This window comes from Pseudomonas sp. LAMO17WK12:I10 (assembly GCF_900215185.1).
GTDB classification, from domain to species: domain Bacteria; phylum Pseudomonadota; class Gammaproteobacteria; order Pseudomonadales; family Pseudomonadaceae; genus Aquipseudomonas; species Aquipseudomonas chlororaphis.
In genome coordinates this window covers 1-18074 of sequence record NZ_OBDX01000017.1, presented here as the reverse complement: position 1 = coordinate 18074, position 18074 = coordinate 1, and the positions used below count along the sequence as shown (strand labels likewise).

The 18074-nt window shown below is 53.8% G+C and carries 18 protein-coding genes and 5 pseudogenes; 8 read left to right on the top strand and 15 right to left on the bottom strand.

Going from position 1 to position 18074, the window contains the following annotated elements; all coding sequences use genetic code 11:
- Positions 1 to 218 precede the first annotated feature (218 nt).
- Positions 219 to 1073: a bifunctional methylenetetrahydrofolate dehydrogenase/methenyltetrahydrofolate cyclohydrolase FolD gene (folD, locus tag CRO75_RS18550; RefSeq protein ID WP_007927213.1), complete on the top strand. Its 855-nt coding sequence runs from the start codon at positions 219 to 221 to the stop codon at positions 1071 to 1073.
- Positions 1074 to 1342: 269 nt separating this feature from the next.
- Here the strand turns inward: folD and CRO75_RS18545 are convergent.
- A pseudogene (locus tag CRO75_RS18545) lies at positions 1343 to 2143 on the bottom strand (host specificity protein); the annotation flags it as partial.
- A gap of 179 nt (positions 2144 to 2322) precedes the next feature.
- Between CRO75_RS18545 and CRO75_RS18540 the strand changes: the two are divergent.
- Positions 2323 to 2517, top strand: coding sequence for a hypothetical protein (locus tag CRO75_RS18540; protein WP_097137395.1), 195 nt, complete (start codon positions 2323 to 2325; stop codon positions 2515 to 2517).
- Positions 2518 to 2532: 15 nt separating this feature from the next.
- Here CRO75_RS18540 and CRO75_RS32590 read toward each other — a convergent pair whose 3' ends face one another.
- From CRO75_RS32590 to CRO75_RS18495, 7 genes and pseudogenes are all read right to left on the bottom strand, one after another.
- Positions 2533 to 2847, bottom strand: a complete 315-nt coding sequence (locus tag CRO75_RS32590) for a hypothetical protein (RefSeq protein WP_143503969.1) — start codon at positions 2845 to 2847, stop codon at positions 2533 to 2535.
- Positions 2844 to 3441: pseudogene (locus CRO75_RS18530) on the bottom strand (tail assembly protein). The gene CRO75_RS32590 and the pseudogene CRO75_RS18530 overlap by 4 nt, the downstream one beginning before the upstream one ends.
- A gap of 815 nt (positions 3442 to 4256) precedes the next feature.
- Positions 4257 to 8111: a TcdA/TcdB pore-forming domain-containing protein gene (locus CRO75_RS18520; protein WP_158539500.1), complete on the bottom strand. Its 3855-nt coding sequence runs from the start codon at positions 8109 to 8111 to the stop codon at positions 4257 to 4259.
- Between the two features lie 524 nt (positions 8112 to 8635).
- Entirely contained in the window at positions 8636 to 8848 is a 213-nt protein-coding gene (locus tag CRO75_RS18515; protein ID WP_345789168.1) for a hypothetical protein, read from the bottom strand.
- 432 nt (positions 8849 to 9280) lie between these two features.
- Positions 9281 to 9523 (bottom strand): hypothetical protein, encoded by a 243-nt coding sequence (locus tag CRO75_RS18505; RefSeq protein ID WP_097137387.1) that lies wholly within the window; start codon positions 9521 to 9523, stop codon positions 9281 to 9283.
- A gap of 25 nt (positions 9524 to 9548) precedes the next feature.
- Positions 9549 to 10163: a Mov34/MPN/PAD-1 family protein gene (locus CRO75_RS18500; protein WP_239990611.1), complete on the bottom strand. Its 615-nt coding sequence runs from the start codon at positions 10161 to 10163 to the stop codon at positions 9549 to 9551.
- Positions 10164 to 10655: 492 nt separating this feature from the next.
- Complete coding sequence (locus tag CRO75_RS18495) at positions 10656 to 10883, bottom strand: hypothetical protein (RefSeq protein ID WP_097137384.1); 228 nt, start codon at positions 10881 to 10883, stop codon at positions 10656 to 10658.
- Positions 10884 to 10999: 116 nt separating this feature from the next.
- On the opposite strand from CRO75_RS18495, the gene CRO75_RS32580 reads away from it, so the two are divergent.
- Positions 11000 to 11311: a hypothetical protein gene (locus CRO75_RS32580; protein ID WP_143503962.1), complete on the top strand. Its 312-nt coding sequence runs from the start codon at positions 11000 to 11002 to the stop codon at positions 11309 to 11311.
- Positions 11308 to 11565, top strand: coding sequence for a hypothetical protein (locus tag CRO75_RS32575; protein WP_143503959.1), 258 nt, complete (start codon positions 11308 to 11310; stop codon positions 11563 to 11565). Before CRO75_RS32580 ends, CRO75_RS32575 begins: the two co-directional genes overlap by 4 nt.
- Before the next feature lie 563 nt (positions 11566 to 12128).
- On the opposite strand, the gene CRO75_RS33015 is transcribed toward CRO75_RS32575, so the two are convergent.
- From CRO75_RS33015 to CRO75_RS33240, 4 genes are all read right to left on the bottom strand, one after another.
- The gene (locus CRO75_RS33015) at positions 12129 to 12551 is read right to left on the bottom strand and encodes a hypothetical protein (protein WP_177409766.1); all 423 of its coding nucleotides are present in this window, start codon (positions 12549 to 12551) and stop codon (positions 12129 to 12131) included.
- A gap of 307 nt (positions 12552 to 12858) precedes the next feature.
- Positions 12859 to 13200 (bottom strand): hypothetical protein, encoded by a 342-nt coding sequence (locus CRO75_RS32570; protein WP_143503956.1) that lies wholly within the window; start codon positions 13198 to 13200, stop codon positions 12859 to 12861.
- Between the two features lie 61 nt (positions 13201 to 13261).
- Positions 13262 to 13471 carry a hypothetical protein gene (locus CRO75_RS33245; protein WP_097137382.1) on the bottom strand — a complete coding sequence of 70 codons (210 nt, stop codon included), beginning with the start codon at positions 13469 to 13471 and terminating at the stop codon, positions 13262 to 13264.
- 25 nt (positions 13472 to 13496) lie between these two features.
- Complete coding sequence (locus CRO75_RS33240) at positions 13497 to 14234, bottom strand: XRE family transcriptional regulator (RefSeq protein WP_239990610.1); 738 nt, start codon at positions 14232 to 14234, stop codon at positions 13497 to 13499.
- A gap of 83 nt (positions 14235 to 14317) precedes the next feature.
- On the opposite strand from CRO75_RS33240, the gene CRO75_RS32865 reads away from it, so the two are divergent.
- On the top strand, positions 14318 to 14701 hold the full coding sequence (locus CRO75_RS32865) for a hypothetical protein (RefSeq protein WP_097137380.1): 384 nt from the start codon (positions 14318 to 14320) through the stop codon (positions 14699 to 14701).
- Positions 14702 to 14772: 71 nt separating this feature from the next.
- Here the strand turns inward: CRO75_RS32865 and CRO75_RS33135 are convergent, their stop codons facing one another.
- Both CRO75_RS33135 and CRO75_RS18465 read right to left on the bottom strand, forming a co-directional pair.
- Positions 14773 to 15042 carry a hypothetical protein gene (locus CRO75_RS33135; RefSeq protein WP_097137378.1) on the bottom strand — a complete coding sequence of 90 codons (270 nt, stop codon included), beginning with the start codon at positions 15040 to 15042 and terminating at the stop codon, positions 14773 to 14775.
- 192 nt (positions 15043 to 15234) lie between these two features.
- A pseudogene (locus tag CRO75_RS18465) lies at positions 15235 to 15510 on the bottom strand (transposase); the annotation flags it as partial.
- On the opposite strand from CRO75_RS18465, the pseudogene CRO75_RS32400 reads away from it, so the two are divergent.
- From CRO75_RS32400 to CRO75_RS18455, 3 genes and pseudogenes are all read left to right on the top strand, one after another.
- Positions 15511 to 15613, top strand: a pseudogene (locus CRO75_RS32400) (IS5/IS1182 family transposase); the annotation flags it as partial.
- A 295-nt stretch (positions 15614 to 15908) separates the two neighbouring features.
- Complete coding sequence (locus tag CRO75_RS18460) at positions 15909 to 16712, top strand: cycle-inhibiting factor (RefSeq protein WP_110402615.1); 804 nt, start codon at positions 15909 to 15911, stop codon at positions 16710 to 16712.
- Between the two features lie 103 nt (positions 16713 to 16815).
- Entirely contained in the window at positions 16816 to 17541 is a 726-nt protein-coding gene (locus CRO75_RS18455; protein WP_097137373.1) for a type III secretion system effector phosphothreonine lyase, read from the top strand.
- Positions 17542 to 17596: 55 nt separating this feature from the next.
- On the opposite strand, the pseudogene CRO75_RS18450 reads toward CRO75_RS18455, so the two are convergent.
- Positions 17597 to 17946: pseudogene (locus tag CRO75_RS18450) on the bottom strand (hypothetical protein); the annotation flags it as partial.
- Between the last annotated feature and the right edge of the window lie 128 nt (positions 17947 to 18074).

The following is an 18074-nucleotide window of genomic DNA, read 5'->3' as shown; positions in this document are numbered from 1 at the left end:
ATCAACTCCGCCCGACCTTCTTAACCAGTGCTAGGCTGTGCCCGACAAGTGCGACGAATGTTATAGACGAGCCGTTAGGTCGTCAACTCTTTTTTGAAAAAAAATCATTTAATTAAAGGAGTTAGGGGAATTTGCAGACCAAGCGCCTTTGCCCTCACGTCCTGGCATGCGAGAATGCGTTCTCTTTTTCTCTCCCTCTCGATGGTTAATCACGCGTCATGACTGCACAACTAATCGACGGCAAAGCGATCGCCGCTAGCCTGCGCCAGCAGATCGCCAAACGTGTCGCCGAGCGTCGCCAGCAAGGCCTGCGTACTCCAGGCCTCGCGGTGATCCTGGTCGGCAGCGACCCGGCCTCTCAGGTTTATGTCTCGCACAAGCGTAAAGACTGCGAAGAGGTCGGCTTTCTTTCACAAGCCTATGACTTACCTTCTGACACCACTCAAGAAGCACTGGCCGGCCTGATCGACCGCCTCAACGATGACCCGAACATCGATGGCGTCCTGCTGCAACTGCCACTGCCCGAACACCTCGATGCCTCCAAGCTGCTGGAGCGCATCCGCCCGGATAAAGACGTGGATGGTTTCCATCCTTATAACGTCGGTCGCCTGGCCCAACGTATCCCCCTGCTACGCCCATGCACGCCAAAAGGCATCATGACCCTGCTGGAAAGCACCGGTGCCGATCTGTACGGCATGGATGCGGTAGTGGTCGGCGCTTCCAACATCGTCGGGCGCCCGATGGCGATGGAGCTGCTGCTCGCCGGCTGCACCGTTACCGTTACCCACCGCTTCACCAAGGATCTGGCCGGCCACGTTGGGCGTGCCGACCTGGTGGTCGTGGCCGCCGGCAAGCCGGGCTTGGTCAAGGGTGAGTGGATCAAGGAAGGCGCCATCGTCATCGACGTCGGCATCAACCGCCAGGAAGACGGCAAGTTGGTGGGCGATGTGGTCTACGAGACCGCCCTGCCCCGCGCCGGCTGGATCACCCCGGTACCCGGTGGCGTTGGCCCGATGACTCGCGCCTGCCTGCTGGAAAACACCTTGTATGCGGCAGAAACGCTGCACGACTGACGCTGGGAAATAGCCCGGATAAAAAGAACCCCGCCACTGGCGGGGTTCTTTGTTCCTGCTCATCGAAAACCTGGAGCGAGTAGGCATATCGCAGTGCGAGACCATGGCAGGTGCGCGGCATATTCCTCTCCGGCCAGGGCGATATCGACCCTACTGTCCAGCGCGGGCGAGTAGTTTGGCCCGGTCATTCCACGTCGCTGGACGTTGTACCCACCAGAATATGTAACGTCGTACCAAGCGCTCTGATTGCCTGGCCTAGGGGCTGGCTTGTAGGTGCGAGTCACGGGGTCGTAGTTGCTCGGGACCTGCCACTTGCTCGCCTTGCACTTCACGGTGACGGCCGGGATGTTGGTGAACTGCTCGGCGTCGAACTCGATGTACAGCAGCGCGGTGTTTGGGTACCGCAGCTTCGCGTCGATCACCTCGGTCAGGCCGGCGATCAGCATGGTGTCGGCGACTTTGTTACTGTTCTGGTTGGGCGTCAGCCGGCGCACGCGAATCAACCAGCCACTGGTGGCCGGCGGTAGGTCTACACGGCGGGACCGCTCGTAACGGGTGGTGGTCTTGCCGTCCACCGCCTCGAGCAGCACCTGTTGATAGGCGCCCCCATCGGTGGCCACATCGATCGCGTATTCGATGCGATAGCCACCGACATTCCCTTCTTCGTCCTGAGCCTGCAAGGCCGGCCAGGCGAACCGAACGCGCGCGGCCGACAGCTGGGTGTTGGTGATCGAACGCACCCATGGGGTATCGCTGCGCAGCTCGATGTTCATTGTGGTCTCGTTCTCGACCGATGGGATGCCCGGAATGTACGACTGATCCACAGACCCCGAGCGCCAGTCCCACTTCACGTTCGGGAAGTTGATGTTTCCGCTCGCATCCTTGATCGGCGTGTTATCCAGGTAAATGCCGTAGTCGGTCGGGGCGCTGCCGAACTCCCCCTCGCCCACGGCGATCAGCATCTTGGCCAGGTTGGTCGAGCGCAGGCTGTCGTTGGCCTCGGTTGGTGACTTTGGCTTGCTGCTACCGCCCTTATCGCCGCGGATCTCGATCTGTGCTGCTGCGCCCATACTTTCCTCCAGGCGAAAAAAAACCGCCTCAAGGGTGGCATGGATATTCATACAGGGTGTATAAAATACCAGTAACGCCAATCCTTACCGGAATAGTAGCTTTGCGCCTCCAACGAGCTGCCACAGTCCGTTGTCCGCAAGCCCATGGACTGGGGCGCCAATAACATAGGAGGTTAACTTTGAACGACGAAAAAGCCTGGGCGGATCTAAGCAGGCACCTGCAGAAGATTGCCAATAACACGCCAAAAGGAAAGCTGCCTCGCGAACTTTACGATGTGACCCCATCGTTCAAGATCGTGCTGAACAATCTGGAGCAGCGCGTCAAAAGGCTCGAGCAGGCCCTTCGCGAGGCGAGCATAGAAATCCCGAAATAAGCAGTCCGGCCAGGCTTAGGCCTGGTCAACCTTGAAATAAATATGAATCTCGTCAGTGGGCTCGAGCAACTTCTGATGAGTCACCATATCGATCTGCCCATCCGAAAAAATCGGCTCGTCTCCGTATTTCGCACGCAATGTGCTGATCGGCTCATCCTCCGTGAGGGAAAAGCGCTCGGTGAGAAAGTGCGTGACTTCGATAACTTTGGTCATTTTTGGCTCCTGCGGCGGTGCCGCTGATTGTGATTCTGAAATGAAAGCGCCTGCGCTCGGCGAGTAAGGCAACCTGCATGCGCGATAGTTACCCATCATCATCTGCTCCTTGGTCACGTTTTGTCCTCCGCGTAGATCGACGCAGAAATGATCATCCCGCCCCACCGGCGCTCGCCGATGCAGATAGGGACAGGGTTGCCGCTGGCGGTGGTGTTCTTGGCGCTTCCAAAGGCATATGAGGGGAGGTTTTCGGGTGACGCGCTCTGCTTGAGTTCGGAGGCCTGGGGGGCTGAGCATTTGAATGACGCCACCGGCAACGAGACCAATGCCGGCGGGGGTCAAGTAAGGCGCTGTGACGGGAAATGCATATGAAATTGCCAGAAGCACAACCCCAACGACAGTTTGCAGTACGCCGCCGCGCTTGCTTCCCTCAATCACCGGGACAATCCGTACCTCGCTGGTTCCGCCCAGGCCAAAATCTGCCTCACCGATATTTCGTCGGTTGCGGAACACCGCGAATCGCATTCCCCGGGCTGCAAGGCGCTTAATCTCTTGCTCAAAACCCTCGATAGTGCAATTCAAAGCTTTGAAGACTTCTCGGGATGTGCCCGAGTCGATCTGTCTGGAGTGACGTCTGCCAAATTTTTTAGCAAGAGATCCCGAAAGCATGATCGCCGTCATTCCTGAGGCGGGCAAAACTGCAGAAGCCATATTTCTCTCCTTCCATAAAAAAAACCGCCTTTCGGCGGTTTCGGGTTTATCGACATTGCTGAAGAGAGTCTCGCAACCCTCCTCGCCCAATTTGTGACCATGCAACTCGCTGATAAAGCTTCGCGACACTCCCTGACTTAGCCTCTCGAATATCCAGCACATCATCCAGTTTGCTGCGCAAAACCATTGACCAGGCGGTACCCAGTAGAAGTTTTAGTCATGCTCGCGTTTGAATTGTGCTCCTGCCATTCAGGGAACACGCACAGAGCAAAGGCTTTAGGAGTTTTCGCAGACGTAACCGTGATTTCTGGTGCCGACGACATCAGATCTGACGGCGAAGAACATCCTGCCAAAAGGCTTACAGCCAACGCACTTATGAGTAATTTCACGTCGTTCCCTCGCTTGAGTTTGACGTGACTTTATCAGAGCGTTCGGAGAGCACCAAAACCCCGCCGAAGCGAGGTAGTGGTTTGATTGCTTGCGGGAAGGCTAGCCTTGCTGTAGCAGCTTGAAGTGCCGCGCCAAAGCCCCGGAGAAACCGATCAGCCAGGCAGCGACCATGTCGTCAGGCGGCGCTGGATACTGCTCTGCGGCAATCGCGGGTGGGCGTCCGGTTCTAGGCATGACTTCAAGGCTGTCCAGGCAGAAGAAATAGTAACTTTAGTTTATTTTGTCTACACCTTCTTAGGGGAGTGACAAAACTGGCAATCATCTTCCAAAAATTGATTTGATATAGTCCCTCCACTTCGCATGAAATGGAGGGACTAATAAGCTGATGCGAGAAATTTCTGAGCTTAGAGCTTGTCGCCCCAAGTTTAGGAATAAGTTATTTCCGGCACCAACGGAACTACTGATAGGCTACCGCCAGAATAAAGAAACTCACCAGTGGTGATATGAAAGAGACCGGCACGTCGACCGATCGTTCCTCCAAGATCGATAATCGCTTGAATCAGGCCATTTGTTAACAGGGATTCGGTGGTCGACGTCGAAAAATAACGTTGCAATATCACCAAATCCTGCGCCGAAGGTAATGCTTGCATCAACAGGCAGGGTTCGCCTCGGTATGGCTCCTCTCCAAGCCCCAAATGTATTTGCAGCGTGGCGACATTGCCAATGGTCGTGACCAATACCGGGACGGGGTCATTCCCAATGAACTCCACTGCTTGCCCGCCGATCGAGAAGAACTGGTGCCGCAACTGCAAGCCTGCAAACACATCCTCCTTGAGCTCGCCCAGCACAACTTTGCCATCGACGATGGAGTGCTGTTTCACTGCATAATCAATATCAAAAATCCATTCATTGTTCGTGGTAGCGTGTGGATTCGGCCTCCTGGGACTATCGATACTGATCGAAACTGGAATAGCGGGCAGGACCACGGTGCAAGTACCGTTGCCGCCGGTGATGTGATAGTTCAGATGCTGACGTTCGTTTTCGTCGACAACGGTCGGTACGATCAACGTCCGCTGAGTGGCATCCAGTATGGTATGGATGCCAGTAGCTTCCAAATCCACGGTGAGCTGGTAAATACCCCAATCTGTTGGAAAAGCGTACATACCCCAAACGAATTGATCCCCATAATACTCGTGCAAACGACGCAATGCCGGTGCATTAGCGGTCCTTCGGCCGGTCAATTGCGCATAATCCATATTGATATGGCGATCAACCCCGCTTGGCAGCAACACGACACTTGCTTGGCTGGCATCGAACGATTGGTTTCTTTGGGCGCCGAGGCCGGTATACACATTCAGATACAAAGTAGGATCCGGATCGGGCCGGGCCAAATAATGGTCCCAGCCTCCTGTCACGGTATGCCAGCTTCCCCCTTTGGTTCCCTTGATTAAAACGTAACCGTATTGTGTTTCGCCTTCTTTAAAATCGATTGTTTTGACGACTGCCCCCGGTTGAAATTGCCAGATTTGGCCATCCTGCCGCAAGCCAGGCATGGAGACGCTGTTCATGATCGCGTCCATATATGCCGAGGCTTGATCGAATCCTTGGCGTAGCCGTTCATAATTTTCGACCAGAATGGGAACGCCGACCGCCAAGCCAGCCAAGGGTACTGCCAGAGCTCCTAGTACACCAGCCACGGTGCCAGCGCCAGCCACGCCAGCAATCAGACCGGCGATGCTCACCCCGCTGCCAACAACAGACAAGCCAAGTTTGGATTCAATGGCTGCACGGGCAGCCAAGTCTGAGGTCTGATTCAATTCGACGATAATGGCGCCGATATTGATGGCATCAAATGCCACATTTACTCCTGCCCCCATTCTCCCGATGAGTGTCATTGCTTTGGGCACCAAGTTTAATTCCGTGCCAAGTGCTGAGCGAATCAGCTGGCCCATCCTGGCGCCATCGTTGACCAATTGAATGCCATTTTGAGCCAATTGTGCATACACTTGTACTTTGAGTGCATCGCTCATTGTCGTTAGCTCGCCATTTCTGGAGCGTATCTCGATCAAGGTTTTCAACATGAAAGCGGCATTCAGGGTGTGTATTGCATCTGTTTCTGACAAATCCGACCGGATCCGTAATCCCTGTTCAGCCTCATGCCATGTGAGTCCCCGGCTGACATCATTGACCAATTCATTTATTTCAGCATGAATCTGAGGATAATCGGCATTGTTATTGGTGGTAATCCAGCGTGACGGTTCTGCGTCGTCAACATTGGCGGTTCGACGGATGAACAGGAGTTCGGTGGCGCCGCTTTCGGTGCTACGACTTTGCAATGTCGGCAGCCACTCATTGGACACTTGATGCTGTTGCGTCAGCGCTTGTACGGCTTCAACCCACTGCGCGGCAAGAATCGCGCTACGGGTATTTTTAATTGCGAATTGTTCGATAGCCCTTCGGTGTTCCGCGTCTGGGGGATCTAGATCCAAGACCTGTTTGCGAACCTGGTCGCCCACGGTTTGATGCAGACGAACTAGTTCTACCCGATCTGCGTCACTAAGCCCTGGATGGTGAATCACGCTTTCAATTTCTCCACCGGCTTCCATCAAGCCGCTCATCGGCAGCGGCTTGCGCGCGAGTGCACCGAGTTTGGCATCCCACACTAGCTCCACTTTATGTACAACATCCTTGAGTCGCGCTTCTTCCTTGTTGATCCAGCCCCATTCCGGCGTCAGAATTTCTTTCTTTCCATTTTCAGTGACGCGTACGGCATACTTGCGGGCGCTCAGTGACAGATTGTTCCGACTGATCTGCATGCCGTCACCCGTACTGAGCAACCACTCTCCCAGCTCACCGGGCAAGCTGGTGGCTAGGGGTTGACGCTCATTCAGCAACTCGCAGCCGACCAAATCCAGGTGGATACCTTTAATCTTATCCCGGGAGGCTTGTGCCATCAGTGCAGTCAGACTAGCTTTCAGTTCGTCGACGGTTTTTCCTCCAAACAAAGTTCGTCCATCAATGTTAACGCCATGTCCGACCAAGACTATCTTGACCCGTCCACTGCCATAGAGTTGCAGCGGTGCCCGGGATCTAATATTTGTCCATGTTTCTCCTGACTCCAATTGTACCCATTCGGTGTGCCTTGGGTATTTGCTAAACAGAGCCATTGCCGCATTAAAACTGACATCATCTCCCTCCAATTGAACGATCAGTTGTCGACGAAAATTCCTCCCAGAGGTCGGTTCGATATAATCACGATCAAATTCAGCCAATTTTGTCAATGAGGGACGCCGCCATCCCTGGGATAAATCGAGACTGCCAAGCGCATTTTCCCGCAGGCGCAAGCCGATAGCGTAGGCTCGCGCATGCTTCGCAAATTCGAGTAATTTGGCAGATCTATCATTGAGGTTACGGGTGTGAGTCGCCGCGTATTCATCAGCCAATTGAGCCAGATCACTCAATTTCCCCATCTTTACCATGACACTGAGGCCATTGGCTTCAGTGTGGTATCGATCAAGTTCATCAAGAATACGTGTATACGAAGGACCATCTGGTGTGCCCGCTTTGGCGATCAGCCGTTGTCGATCATCCAGAGTGTCCGGGATACTGCGGGCGCCGTTGTCGATTTCTTCTTTTACAGCCTTGAACAGTGTTACTTCTTTTTCGAAAAGGCGTGCCAGCTCGGCCAGTGTTGCTGTTCGTTGTTCCTCCGTCGGACGAAGAGAGCGCGGGGTGAGCGGTGAAATCGACAACTGGTATTCTGCATACCTACTACCCCAGCGCGGATAATCAAGATGATCCTTGGCCCAAGCGCGTGCTTCACCTAACAATGTCCATGCCGGATCAGTCAATAGGGGCTCATTTGTTGCGGCTACCGCACTGTTGGCGAGCGCATGAGTCGGAAAATCCCGAAATTTAATGACTACACGACGAAGTCTAGGCAACGCGAGAAATTGTTCCTCCCAATTTTTAGCGCTATCGATAATGGGCGTACCGATGCGGTGCGTGGAAAACTGACCGGCCGTTATGTCGATCATTACGCGCTGCTCGTCGATCTTGGCAATCACCACAAAGTGATTGCCGCTGGCACCATCCTCAGCGTTCTCCCATGTAAGCAAGCCTCTCACCTCATAGGCGATATTATTCGCTTGCAGAAGGGTTGTAACGCGACTCGATGCATTTTCGCAATTTAAAAGTGGTTGGCTAATATATCGGTTGATTTCAGCATCGCTCGTCAATAAACCAGTGACTCTGCTTAGAGCCTCGTCAAAAGTTGTCATATAGATTTCCTTGTGATTTTTAAAAAAAGCCATCCATCTACCTCTCACTTACACGTGATGGCCGTCCATGTAAATGCTCCGCGTGGGTGTCGCATGCGTGCGCAAAATTGACTGTTTAGCGAAATTTCTGGTATCTCATCAGACAGTAAATAGAGACTTTTTGTGCGCTTGATTTGGCTGGCATAGTATCGGGCCACTAGGCTACGTGTTACAGCAGACGAAGCCGATGCGTGGCTGGCGCAGTTCGGGGGTCACAGCAGCATTTACTTTCTTCGCCTTATTTGATTCTCCATAAATCCACTCATTAACGTGAACAAGCATCATGATGCGAATTGCTCACTTTCCAACAATTAAAATTCAGGAATAAAGTATGAAAACCGCCAGATTCACAATGGCAAACCAGAAAAACAATAGCCTCCCACATGAATCGTTTTATAGAACATCCAGATCGCAGAAAAAAGCAGATGTCTGAAATAAGACAACTCGAGAATACATACCTGATGAAGTGGTGGTAGTTCATCCCTTCAAACAACTGATTTGAATGGGATTGCCAATAGCAGTGCCTGTTCCTTCTTGAGTGCGGCAAACTTCGCGGGCGGCAGCAGGTAATCTTCAAAGTCACGAAACTGCCGTGAGCCATTCACCCAGATGTCGCCAGAGCGCAGTGCGCCCTTCAGTTCGGACAAGGCGCAAATCTCGTAGAAGCGCCGATCAATGCCTTCCGGCGTGATCACCACACGTTGATCCCGGTCAGCCCTTGTAAGCCTCACTACATTCGACTTCAGCTCCGATATACGCGAGTTTCAAAAGCTGCACGCCCCAGGCGGACCGTAGGGTACTCACAATATGAGAACCCTTCTCCAAGCCTCGGCCCGGGCCTCTCCCGCCTGTACGAATCCACAGTAGCGCCCCTCTCCCGCTGAATAGTAGCCTCCTGCCACACGCAGCGGATTCCCCAGTCCTTTGCCTGCAAGCCCCAGGATCGGTTCTAGGCTGGGGAGTGACCCGTAACAGCCCGTGGCATTTTGTCGGGGTGTACCTCACGAAGGATGCAGCCCAAGCGAAGGCAGCAGACTTAGGTGGCGAGTATAAGGTCAGCTACGGTTCGCACGAGCTTGGCACTGATAGCTTCATTGGCGGACTGCCCCAGCCGGTGTAATGCCTCAAGGTCAGATCATCTCAAACGTGATCTGGCCTACGCCTGTAACAAGCTTGGCAGCTAGACCAGGCTTGCCTTCATAGCTCCGCCGATATCCGAAACCACCCGGACCTACCTTGCCAGATAACTTTATGCGATCAACTTCAGCATCACCATCTAGGAAGGCGACCTCAGCCTCGGCCCAGCAGATCGCGCCGCCGGACATGATGAACAGGTCTTTCAAAGTCAGCATGTAACGCTGGTTGGTGTGCATATCCTTCTCCCGCGGCCCTGCCGCATCATGTGGTTGGTTGTGCATCTTTGTGCCTAAGGATCAGGCGCGTTCGATCGAGCCAAGGCCCGCCGAAAACGATGATTTCGCTTGGCCGGCCATACAGGTGGTGTAGCAGGAACGGGCCTGGTCCGAACACCTCGGCCGCCTCCCCGGGCAGCTGCGGATCCGGGCCTAGGTAAATCCCCGCGTGGTTCGGGTGCGCCGTGAGGCCCACGGCCATGACGATCATGTCGCCGCGCTGCGGCTGGTCCACTCGCACGAATCCCGCCGCTTCATAGGCCTGCTCGTAGAGGCTCGGCCCGGCCGGGTCTTCCCACCAGCCATCAGCGCACTGGAATGCTTCGAACTCCAGCCCCCACTCGCGCTTGTACCAATCGGCGCAGACCTGCCAGCAGTCCCAGGCACCGTGGACGAATGGTCGCTTGAGCAGCGGCGTGTTGCCCGCCGGTGCGATGGTGCGCAGATCCCCTTCGGGCCAGCTCAGGATGTGCCAGGGCAGCGCGGTGGCCTCGCACATGGCCAGGTCGCGCGGCGACGGCCGGCTGGTGGCGTCTGGGTGCGAATGCACGATGCCGATCACCTCGCCCTGGTCCTCGACGACCTTCCGACGCTTGAGCATGGCGACCTCCAGTGTTTGGGGTTATGCGGACCGGGCGGCGAGCATGGCGTCGGCCATCTGGTATAGGCCGCAGTTTCGTCCGCATCGGGGTGTGATCTGCGCGGAAGGCAAGCCCCGCTTTGCGCCTCTGAGTGCGCCCCCTCAAGCCACGCTCCGGTGATTTCTCACTGCCTGGTCGTGGTCTCGCTTTCTTCCCGAGGTCGCGAACCCTCGTGTCTCGGCTAGTTGCCAGCGCCTTAAAGGTTGCTGGCGGTTCAGATCACACCCCGATGCGCTCTCACCCATTTCCGGATGAGCACGAGATGTATCGCGTGCTGTCCGATGTGGCGATATCCCACCCGGAGGTGGCTGATAAATGCCAGCAGCTAATCAGCTCCCGGCAAAATCGGTAGCACCTGGTAAACATCCCAAAGCCCGCTCAGTGAACGGGCTTCAGTGATGCCTTCCGCCGTGACCCGCTACCGGAGACAGGCCGGGTTTACAGAGTCAGTTTCAGGCAACTACAGAAAGTTTTCGCTCTCCAAAAACATCGTAAAACTCTATCTCAGACACATAGTTAACTGGATTGCCGTTTTCGAGACGATACGACTTCAGTCCGAGAGTTGTGCGAGGGCCGGACAACGTATTTGTTGTCACTTCATCCTGAAATTGCAGCACGGCGTGCTTTCCGCCACTTGGATCGGTAACTTTTACAGAGCCAATTTGTTTGGTACGAATCATAAAAACCTCATCGATTTAGATGTATGGGGTGTGTCAAATGCCTGTCGTCTACAGGTTCTGGTGGTGGCGCTTTGCCGCTGCTAATCTCGGGAAGTGCGAACTCAAAGGCGAATGCCATGGACCCGAAGAATCTCGCAGTACTGATGCAGCTCAAGCAGGCCATGGAGAAGGCAAGCCTGCCCGCTATTCCAACGCCTTTCGAAGCGCCTCCGCCGAAGCAGCCAAAAAGTGGTTGGATTGTCGCGAACTGTAGGTTCTGCAAAACCACCAAGTTCAGCTATAGAGCCGACTGGGTTAATCCGCCAGTTATGTGCGAGGGCTGCCGCAATGAGCGGAAAACTCGCTACAAGCCAGGCCAAGGCGATACGCTCTACGCTGAAACCAAGGTGTTTCATGGAGGCGGTCCAGGTACCGGAAGGCGGAAATGAACGACCAGAAGCCGATCAAAAAAAGCGGAAGTAAAAAACTCTCTACCAAAGAGAAGATTGCGAAACTTCAGCAACAAATTGAGCGGCTTCAGCTTGAGCTTGAAGATGCATCACCCCGGCGTGCCGGGCAGATAGCGCGCCAACTCAGACCTCACAAAGAAAGCCTTATGAAAGAGCGAATCCATCTGATTTCTAAGCTTGAAAGCATCAGGCGAATTAAAGTTTCGGGAAGCTATGGATCAGCTCGCAGGTAAAGTTCTGCTTTCCACAAGGTCCTTTTGAGGGCCCTCTGGAGAGCATCCGGCCCACACTCGGCGGGCCGGTAAACTCTTTCTTTTTGCATAGGCCAACGGTCGCTTTCCCGTTGATGTCTTTCGGCGCGACACGGGATCGAGGTCCCAAAGCCAAACGCTTACTCATTACCACGCAGCCTCTCCAGCTACGCCCTCCGAATGAGGTCTCCTATGCCCAGCGCCGACATGAGGTCGAATCGCTGCGTACCGTTGCGCGGTACGTCCGCTGGCTATGCATCGGCCAGCTCGGCGTCCATCAAGTTGTTAAAGAGCGGTCAGGCCCTTTCGAGGCCCTTCGCAGGGACTGTGTCGCTGCGATGGGATTAGTAAACAACACGTATATAAACGCGTCAACACAAAATGTTTATTTTGTTTATTGGATTTGGTGAATGGCTTGCCAGGCTGAACAGCCGACAGGAATTCCAGACACAAAAAAGCCCGCACTTGGCGGGCTATGGGATCAGGCGGGGAGGGCGGAAACAAAAAGCCCGGCGCTGGGCCGGGCATGCTTAGATTTTGGCTAACTATTCTGCAGGTGGAGCCTGAGGCGCTTCGGCAGGCTTTGCAGAGTCCTTGCCGGCTTGGTACGCCGACATCGTTGTCTGCATTGCACCAAAGACATTGGCCTGGTTTGCATAATAAGCGCCGACAAGAATTGCTACGACTGCCAACAACTGAACGGCAACCGCGGCCCAGTAATTCGCCTTAATTGTCGCAGATTGCTTGGCAGCTTCTTCAGCACCTTCTGCAGCTTTTGTGGCGCGCTCAGCGAGCATCTCGAAACGCTTATCTCGCTCAGCCTGTGCTTTGTCTCGCTCAACCTGAACTGCAGATTGGGTAGCAAGAAACGCATCAATTTTTGACGACACGGACTCTACCCGAGCATCCATCCTTGCTTCGATGGTCTCGAGTTTTGCGTTGAATTCTTCGCGTGTAATGTCGTTCATGGGCACAGTATCGCTTTGCTGAGAGATATTGTCACTTTCAGTAAGAGAGTTTAGTGCCTGTTCGTGCGCAATCGGATTACGCAATATTTTGTGCTGCGTTGCGTCTAATTCATCTACGTACAGCGTGCTCAGCTCTTCGATATCCCGCAGTAGCTCAAGCTCCTCGGACTGTATCCTGTTGAGATTGATACTCTCGGGGGAGCCTCCACTCCGTCAATCTGAGCGCGATACTTTCCGATGATAAAATCATCAGTACCGTCATCATGATCCAAGGGGTCGGAGTGTGACTCTATACCAAAATGCAAATTCATTGATCTGACTCCGAGCTCTCCCTGTCTTTAGAGTCTGCAACCATTCTGAGCAGGGTGATCGCTAGCTTCTCAGCCACATCAATCGGCATCGTAAGTGAGGCCACATCATTTCGGTACGGAGTGCTTTTTCCAGATCCAAGCGTCGCCTTCATTGGATTTTCTGGGTCAGGAACAATTGGCTCGCTGATCACTTCAAGTGAATCACGCCCGAAGGTGACATGCAGTCGCTCATCTCCATTCCAGCTGATAACCCTCGCAGAATAACGATCTACGTATTCATCAATAAAAATTGATGACCTTCGATGCGTAAGCTCATGAATCGTTACTTTTTCGCTCACCGATCTCTCCATGCGCTAGGCGCTTCAATTGATTCTACAAATCCCCGTCGCGCCAGATTCCTTAATGGAGGGTCACAACCCTGCGGCTCTCTCCAATCCTGATCCGGTCTAGCGCTCGGTTTAGCGCGTCCAGGGCATCGAGGAGGGCTTTAGCCTCAGCTTCTCGTCCATCACCCCAAAGCCGCTCAGCCATTTTGTTGAGGGCCTGGATGGATCGCTCGATATCAGCAGCAGTCGCTGCCTTGGTATCTGTCGGCCGCTTCTTCGTCATTCAATACTTCCGCGGCGCTGGGTGATCAGCGCGAATACATCGCCCACCAGAACACATGGCCCAGGATAGAAATGTGCTGGTCCTGGATCTCCGCGAAGGTGTAGTCCTCGTCTGGATGTTCGTCACGGTTGAAGCTGCGGAGGCGTATTCCGGTTGGGAGTCGGTACAGCTGCTTAACCCGAAGCTGGCCGTTGTGATTGATAGCGTACATTTCGCCGTCGACGATATCGCGTAGCGAGCTCTTTCCGACGTTGACTCCAACGGTTGCACCGTTGCGCAGCACCGGCAACATGCTATTGCCACTGACCATCACGCACTTGGCGTTGCTGAACTGCACGCTGTTATGGCGCAGGTCTTTTTTGAAGAATCGAAGCCTTGAGCTATCGCTTTCCTCAATTACAAATTTTCCGGATCCAGCCGAAAGCTCCACCTCCTGTAGAAATGGGACATAAACCTCGTTATCACCGAGAGGCGTCTCATCATCCCAGGCATCAATATCAACCAGCTCTCCGGAAGCGTCTCTATCGCGAGGGTCAGCAGGCAGCTCAAGAGCTGGGTCGTCATCTCCGCCATGCTCAAGCCACTCAAACGGGATATTGAGTTCCCGACTGACACGGTACAGATCTTTCTTGGGAACCCCACGGCCAAACCAATTGTTAAGCGCCTGGTTGGATACCCCAAATTTCTCCGCAAGCCACGAAGGCGTGATGCCTCGCCGGGTGGCGAATTTTCTTAGGCGGTCGCCTGAATGCTCGATTTTCATAAACACAAAGTTTACTCGTCTTTCTATATTTATTAAATAAACGTATCGTTGAGTTGTGTTTACTCGCCGACGGAGGAATGTTTATGAAACCAGCACCTCTTGAGCGCGCAATTTTGGCGGCTGGCTCTGGTCGAGCGCTGGCTGAAATCCTGGGCGTGACCCCGATGGCTGTTTCCTATTGGAAGGTCAGAGGTGGCGCCCGCGACCAGCAGATCCACGACGCCCTAACCTATAAGCACGTTGCCGAGGTCGCCCAGGACTTCAAGTTATCCCCGAACACGATCCGCGCAGCGTCGAAGCGCATCGCCAATGCCACGGTGTACGAACTGAACCTACTGGGGGGGGGAGCCCAATGCCGATTGGCCGGGTGTCGCTGCGGATTCATTCCGAAAGGCAGCGCTCGGCGCCTACCGCAGCTACCACGGCACCTTCCGCAACCTCGAGCTGCCTTGCTGGGTGATCACTGACGGTACGCAGCGCATCGAGGTGATGGAGCTCCGCAAAATCGATATCGGTGAAGAATCGCTGTAGCGACCTCTCACGTGCTCTGCAATCGATCGATTGTCAGCTGATGAATAGATGCTTCGAGCTGGGAAATAGTCGGCACTTGGCCGGACCTGGATTGAGTCACCAGATACTGCTGTGTGCGGACTGTATGAAAAACCCGATTCGCTCTCTCCATATCCTCAAGTAGCTGTCGGTTCACAGAATAACGACCGCAATCGGGGCATTTGAAGTCGTCAAAGCTGCCTACCGGATAAGCCTTGTCGGCGGTCCCGCTGCACACAGCACAGACACTGATACTCATAACCACCTCCTTGTAAATGACAGCTCAACTGTAGCTGATTCCTGCAACCCCACTCACTTCACGCAATTCTGCGAGGATCCCCTATGTCCGACATTACCTACGGTTCCGTTTGCTCGGGCATTGAGGCTGCGACCCATGCCTGGCATCCGCTGGGCATGCACGCAGCCTGGCTCGCCGAGATTGAGGCGTTTCCCTCGGCAGGGTTTTGGTCAGGAAGTGGATGGCTCCCATCCAATATTTGAGCGTTCCAAAAGGATGCTCAACAGCGCGGCGAACCTTCATCTTCCCCGGGTCATGTTCCAGCCGAGCCTGCATCGCATCGACTATGGCTTCATGTTCCCAGCGCTTTACCCGGCGCTCCTTACCCGTCGTACATTGCTTGTGCATTGCACAGGACTGGCAGCCCGAGAAGTAGTAACAATGCAACAACATGCCGTCTTCCACCGAAGAATGCCGCCGGGTCAGTAACTGAAGCACTACCGGGAGGGTGGTATCTCGGTTCGACAAGCTCGAGAGAAATTACGAAAGTGTGGTGGCTATGGCCTGCGCCTTTCTTGGGCTACCAATGTGAAGCGGCAACGGATCCTGGTGTGCCTTAACGCCTGAGCGAAAAAGAAAAGCCAGCCCGCTCCGGGCTTGTGCAAAATACCCGGGTCTTTTGCCGAATGGTACGATTTTCAGCGAAGAATGCTCCCCCCTGACCAATCATTAGGCTGGGGTCCGTACTGTCTTGGGGTGCAGTTTGATACTACTTTATCAGAACTGCATTCAGATTAAGGTGAATTAAAATTATCATTTCAGCTCCGAATACTCCGGCGAGTTCTTTGACGCAACCAGCGGTACCGCATGCGGTACAGGCTACAGCAATGAAAAGTGTACCTCCTCAAAATATGTCCACGAAACTTTTACAGGACTTCGCCCACCTCGCAGGGAGTAATATTGAGGCCAACATCCTCTTGAATGAAAGTGACGATGACGTACCGATCTTCCAAAGAGATCCGAAAAAGATCATAGAAAATATCAACGAGGGTAACAAGCAAAGAGCTGCCGAATGGGGCATGCCTCTGCATGAGGTGGAGGCGATGGTAGGCAGCGCCAGCACTTTCCGCGTCCCCGCATGCGGACTTTCCGCGAATAACATCATGAAATTGTTTTTGGATAGCGAAGAAAAGAACTACAGTTATGCGAAGGCAGAAAATCTGGACTTACCAATGGTAAAGGAGAAGCTGGACTCTTTGCCTGTTGACAAACACTTCTTGCTGAGAGTTCAAGATGGAGGACTCGGCCACGCTTATGTAGTGGACCTTCCGGCCAGCGATGATAAAATGCGTCCGGCTTTTCTCTACCAATCTGATTTCGGGGACGGTGTAACTCGAAGTGTCTCGCTCACTGACTGGATGCGGGAAAAGGCATATATCCCGATTGACATGAATGAAATTTATGCACATTTCGACAACATGGCTTCCGGCAATATCGATCTGGAGTGCATAGCCAGGCTGTTTGATATTGACAGCAACCCCCTCATCCTCAAAGCAGAATCCATGCGGCTCGGCAAGCCCAGTAGCTTTCAAATTCAAGAATATGATCCAGCTAGATTGCAACGTAATGTGGATACTATTATGGCCTTGTGCAGTCAAACACGGCCAGCTTCCGTTTTTGCACCGTCGTAAATGGCTCGACTGTCAGTTAATTAGTTATTTAGCGCCCCCTTTTTTTTCGAAATAAGGGGCGACTGCAAAAACTTCATCAACGGTATTTTCGCGAAACTGAACCATGCCCATCAAACGCCCAAGCCTCCATATGAATCTTTCTCCATTACAAACGTCCACCGCCGTCGCTGCTGCACAAAAACTGCCCACCCAAGAGCACTTATATTCGAATTTTGATAGTTTAAAGGCGCAAATGAGGGGCGATCCTGCCCCGCACTTCAGGGAGTACTTACATGCTCCGGACTACTCCGCCATGCGCCAAAGCGGATTTGGCACGCTGCACAATGGTTTCATGATGAACAACAGCGGGCTGGACGCATTCATGCATGCTCGCCGCGAACAGCGTCAATGCGCAGGTGCGTTTGCCGGTGATAAACTCCACATCAGCGTAAAACGAGAGGATGTGCCACTAGCATTTAATGCGCTGTCCGGCCTGCTCTTTTCCGAAGATTGTCCGATTGACAAGTGGAAGGTCACCGATATGGAAAGAGTGGAACCAGGGGGGCGTGTTAGTGAGGGGGCTCAGCTAACACTGTATGTGAAACCGGACACTGCGGACTCGCGGTACACTGCACAGGGTCTGAACAGGATTCGTCATTTCGTGGAACGACTGGAGTCGGTAATGATTGAACATAACATTCAGCCAGGACAACACCCTGACTCGGACGTCCGCCCCTTCCATTGGCAGTTCACCAGCTACCGCAACGAAATGCGGAGTGAGCGTGAAGGAGGCGAAGAGCAAAGCCTTGCGCTGCGCAACGAACCGTTTTACCGACTAGTAACCGAGTAGTCCTTATCGCAAGAACACTGATTATTCCGCCAAGCGTGCGAAGCCAGTGCAGTAATCAACTAATCACGGACACGACGTTAAGTTTTTTCTCGGCCTGAACCGGGGCCACCCCACCGTTGAATTGGTACGGTCGAATCCAGTTGTACCGATGCATTAGGTAATGACTGATGTCTCGGTGCGCGCCTTGAACCGTCATGTAGCCCACGGTCGGTATCCATTCAGTTTTCAAACTGCGAAACACGCGCTCCATCGGCGCATTAATCCCAGCACGGGTCAGATTGGGCCGACGCTCTTGAGCATAGTGAACTGAGTATCCCAACAGTTTCCACGACGGCTCATGCTTTGGCGCATGCGGTAACGCTAGAGCCGTTGGCGAAACTGGCGACTACCGCATTGGGCGAATTCAACCGGTCGTCGCAACACCTTTGATCGAGGTGTTTATGGGGCGACCTGCAGGATGAATGCAAAAATTGACAGGCCAGGGAGCGATGCGTTCGCCAGGGGCGCCGTCACTTCGTAATGAGATCGAGCGG